This is a genomic window from Ilyobacter sp. (genome assembly GCF_041583315.1).
In the GTDB taxonomy this organism is placed as follows: domain Bacteria; phylum Fusobacteriota; class Fusobacteriia; order Fusobacteriales; family Fusobacteriaceae; genus Ilyobacter.
Window position 1 is genome coordinate 1 of sequence record NZ_JBFHGC010000273.1, and the last position, 3,843, is coordinate 3,843.

At 36.0% G+C, this 3,843-nt stretch carries 3 protein-coding genes; all 3 read left to right on the top strand.

The annotated features are described in order from the left end of the window. Positions 1-1,359: ATP-dependent DNA helicase (locus tag ABZA26_RS09735; RefSeq protein ID WP_372714327.1), on the top strand; the 1,359-nt coding region annotated here is incomplete at its 5' end. A 50-nt stretch (positions 1,360-1,409) separates the two neighbouring features. Beyond that, a complete protein-coding gene (locus ABZA26_RS09740) occupies positions 1,410-3,479 on the top strand; it encodes an HD family phosphohydrolase (protein ID WP_372714328.1) in 2,070 nt (689 codons plus the stop codon). Between the two features lie 114 nt (positions 3,480-3,593). Beyond that, positions 3,594-3,843, top strand: a 250-nt coding sequence (ybeY, locus tag ABZA26_RS09745) for an rRNA maturation RNase YbeY (RefSeq protein WP_372714329.1), incomplete at its 3' end; no start/stop codon positions are given.

Sequence of the window (3,843 nt, forward strand, 5' to 3'; positions counted from 1 at the left end):
AAAGTGGCCAGAGATTATTTTTCCTATGAAGCTTCCAAGTACTCCTTTACAAAGACAATGAATCAGATATACAATACTGGGAAGAAAAAAAAGAAGAAAACCGGTAGTTACAATCAGCTTATAAATTATCTGAAAAATATAAAATACGAAAGCTACAAAGATGTGGAAAGACTCGTAGTGGAAGAGCTTATAGAAAGACACATAAATCTCTTTAAAAAAGGTAATGATTATTTTTTAAGAATGATAGATGTTTTTTCAAGGGGCCAGCAGGGTACTGTGAATCTCAGACTGAGACATGAGGAACTAGAACATAGCAGCTTGTGGAAGGATCTGAAAGAGGCTGAAGAGGATCTTGTGATCGAATATAATTCTTATATGAAAAGGCTGAGAAGCCTTATAAGAGTAATAAAAGAAGCTGACGATGAAACAGGAGTAATCAATGATTTTATAAAGTATATCGACAGGTTAGAAGCTTTTTTTACAAATTTTAAGTTTATAAATGAGATGGATGACAGCAACTTTATATACTGGATATCAGTAAACGGAAAGAAGAGTAATGCCAAGCTCGTGGCGACGCCTCTAAAAATAAATGATGAGCTGGATAAAAGCCTGTATCTCAATCTAGAGCATATAGTCTTTACCTCAGCCACTATAGCTATAGGAAGTGATTTTCACTATTTTAAAAACTCCATAGGGCTCCATGAGGAGACACTAGATGCTGTCATACATTCACCTTTTGACTATGACAGACAGATGAAGGTTTATATACCAAAAGATATTCCTCTCCCTTCAGAGAAAAATTTTACCTTTGAGATAAAAGATTTTCTGAAGGAGCTGGTAAGAAGGGCTAAAGGAAATACATTTATACTGTTCACCTCTTACTCAACACTGAATTATATGTATTATATGTTGAAAGACGAGCTGGAAGAAGAGGGTTTTGACCTCTTTATACAGGGAATGGCACCTAGAAATAAACTGGTGAAGATGTATAAGATGAGCCAAAAGCCTGTACTCTTTGGGACAGATTCCTTCTGGGAAGGGGTAGATGTAAAAGGAGAGAAACTAAGCTCCGTAATAATAGTGAAGCTTCCCTTCAAGGTTCCGAGCGATCCGGTGGTGGAAGCAATCATAGAAAATCTTAACAATGAAGGTAAAAATGCATTTTTGGAGTATCAAATTCCAGAGTCCATAATAAAATTTAAACAGGGAATAGGAAGACTCATAAGAAGCAGAGATGACAGGGGTATAATTACCATTTTGGATACCAGAATTGTTAAAAAGAGATACGGGAAACTGTTTTTAAATGCTATACCTACCAAAAATATATGCATAAAAACCAGAAGAGAGATTCTCAATTAATTTATAAAAAAGCCATTTATCTGGTTGGGAAAATTAGGAGTGTGTGTCTCATGAAAAAAATTGAAATTTTCGGCAGAAGACTTATTTTTAAGCTGGAAAAGAAAAAGGAAGAGGAAAGGGAATATAACGTAAATTATGATGAAGTTATAGGAGAAAAACTTATTTATCTTATAATTCTCATATCTGTAATAGTCCTCAGTTCCAAAGCTTTTTTATTTACTAGTACCCTCAATGTAGGGGATATAGTGACAAAGGATATAATTGCTCCAAGATCAATACGTTATAATGACAGACCGGCAAAGGAAAAGCTGGTGGATGAGGTTATAAATTCATCTGAGAGAGAGTATATCTATATACCGGAATCAGAGAAGCTGTCTATTCAAAAAGTAAATAAATTTTATACTTTATTGATCAGCCTCAAAGGACCCAACAGAAGGGATATAGATATAGAGGAATTTAAGCGTAGAACAGATACCGGGATTTCTGAAAGTCTCTTAGAACAGCTAAAACAGGAAAAAATAGAGGTTCTGAACAAAAGCAGAGAAGATATAACAAATGTCTTAAAAAAAATATACGAAATAGGTATCACAAAAGAGATGAAGCTCATAAACACAACGGCAACCTTAGAAGAATTTGAGGTAGGGCTGAGCCTAGAGGACAAAATAATTCTAAGATATTTTCTGGCACCAAATTATGTCTACGACGCAGAAGCTACTAGAAAGCTCATAGAGAGCAAGGTAGCTCAGATAGACGATGTGATCGTAGAGGTAAAAGGCGGCAGTGTAATAGCCAAAAAAGGAGAAATACTTACAGAGTCCCAGATAAGTGCCCTGAGGGAGTACGGACTTTACAGCGGCGAAAGAAATGCAATTTTCATAATAGCAAATATAATTTATCTCGGAATACTGTCTGTTGTGTTTTATTATGTTTCCAAGAGGTATTTAAAACCTGAAATTCTAAACAGAAATAAGTACAGAAGTGCATTTCTTATATTAGCTTTTACATTTTTATCTTTAAGATTTATAAAACCGAATTTTTTGTATTTGCTTCCCTTGGATGCTGTGTTTTTTCTTCTGGGGATACTCATAGACACAAAATTTGCAGCTATAATGGGAGCCTTTGTACTACTGTATTCTATGCCTATGGTGAATTTTGACCAAGGGTTCTTTGTGACATACAGTGTGGCATTTCTGCTGTCCACATATCTCATGAATAATATAAAAAACAGGACGACACTCATAAATGCAGGAGTGCAGCTAGGTGTCACAAAACTTCTGCTGGTGATTCTGATAAATATGTTTTTGAGAGAGGAAGCGGTATATACTATCATTAAAGGCGGAGAGATGCTTCTTTCAGGTGTATTTTCAGGTATGCTGACCATAGCTCTTCTTCCTTACTTTGAAAGAACGTTTAATATACTGACACCTTTTAAACTGATAGAATTGGGAGATCTTTCACATCCATTACTTAGAGAACTCTCTGTAAATGCTCCCGGAACATTTCACCACTCTATGCTTGTTGCCACTCTTTCAGAAAACGCAGCAGAAGCCATAGGGGCAAATGCAATATTCACCAGAGTAGCGTCATACTACCACGATATAGGTAAGATGAAGAGGCCAAATTTCTACGTTGAGAATCAGCAAGGTGGAACAAATCCCCATACAAAACTCACTCCATCAATGAGTAACCTTATAATAACCTCCCATACCCGTGACGGGGTGGAGATGGCCAAAGAGTATGGTATCCCAAGAGAGATAAGGGATATAATGGTGGAGCATCAGGGAACCACGTTACTGGCTTATTTTTACAATAAGGCCAAAAAAGGAAATCCCACTGTGCAGGAGGAGGACTTTAGATACTCAGGTCCTAAGCCTAGGACAAAGGAGTCGGCCATAATAATGCTGGCAGATTCTATAGAGGCTGCAGTGAGGTCTCTAGATGAGAAAACTCCAATAACCATAGAAAAAATGATAAGGAAAATAATAAGCAGTAAGATAGAAGATAACCAGCTTTCTGAAGCAAATCTTACATTTAAAGAGATAGAGATTATAATAAAAACCTTTACTAAGGTGCTCATGGGTATACATCATGTGAGAATAAAATATCCAGGTCAAAAATAGAAAGACGGGATTAAGTCCCGTCTTTCTTAATTTTTTTTTTGATATTGGAAGTTTTTCTCGGGAAATTTGGTATAATTCAGATATGAAAAAAATTGAAGGAAAGGAAGGAGAAAAATGGAATTAGTACTTGAAATCGGAAATGAGACAGAGGGTTATGATGAAAAGATAAATATTGAAAAGATGGAAGAGTATATAAAGGTCCTGCTGGAAGAGGAATATCCAGAGGCCAAAAAGCCCGTCTATGTGTCAATTCTTCTTACAGACAATGAAAATATACAGGTCGTAAACAGGGATTACAGAGGTAAAGACTCTCCTACAGACGTAATATCCTTTGCCTATCATGAGACAGATTTTGATATAGGAC

Bases quoted from the DNA above. Each gene is read 5' to 3' on its own strand.
- ABZA26_RS09740 (WP_372714328.1), top strand. From the start codon at position 1,410: ATGAAAAAAATTGAAATTTTCGGCAGAAGACTTATTTTTAAGCTGGAA.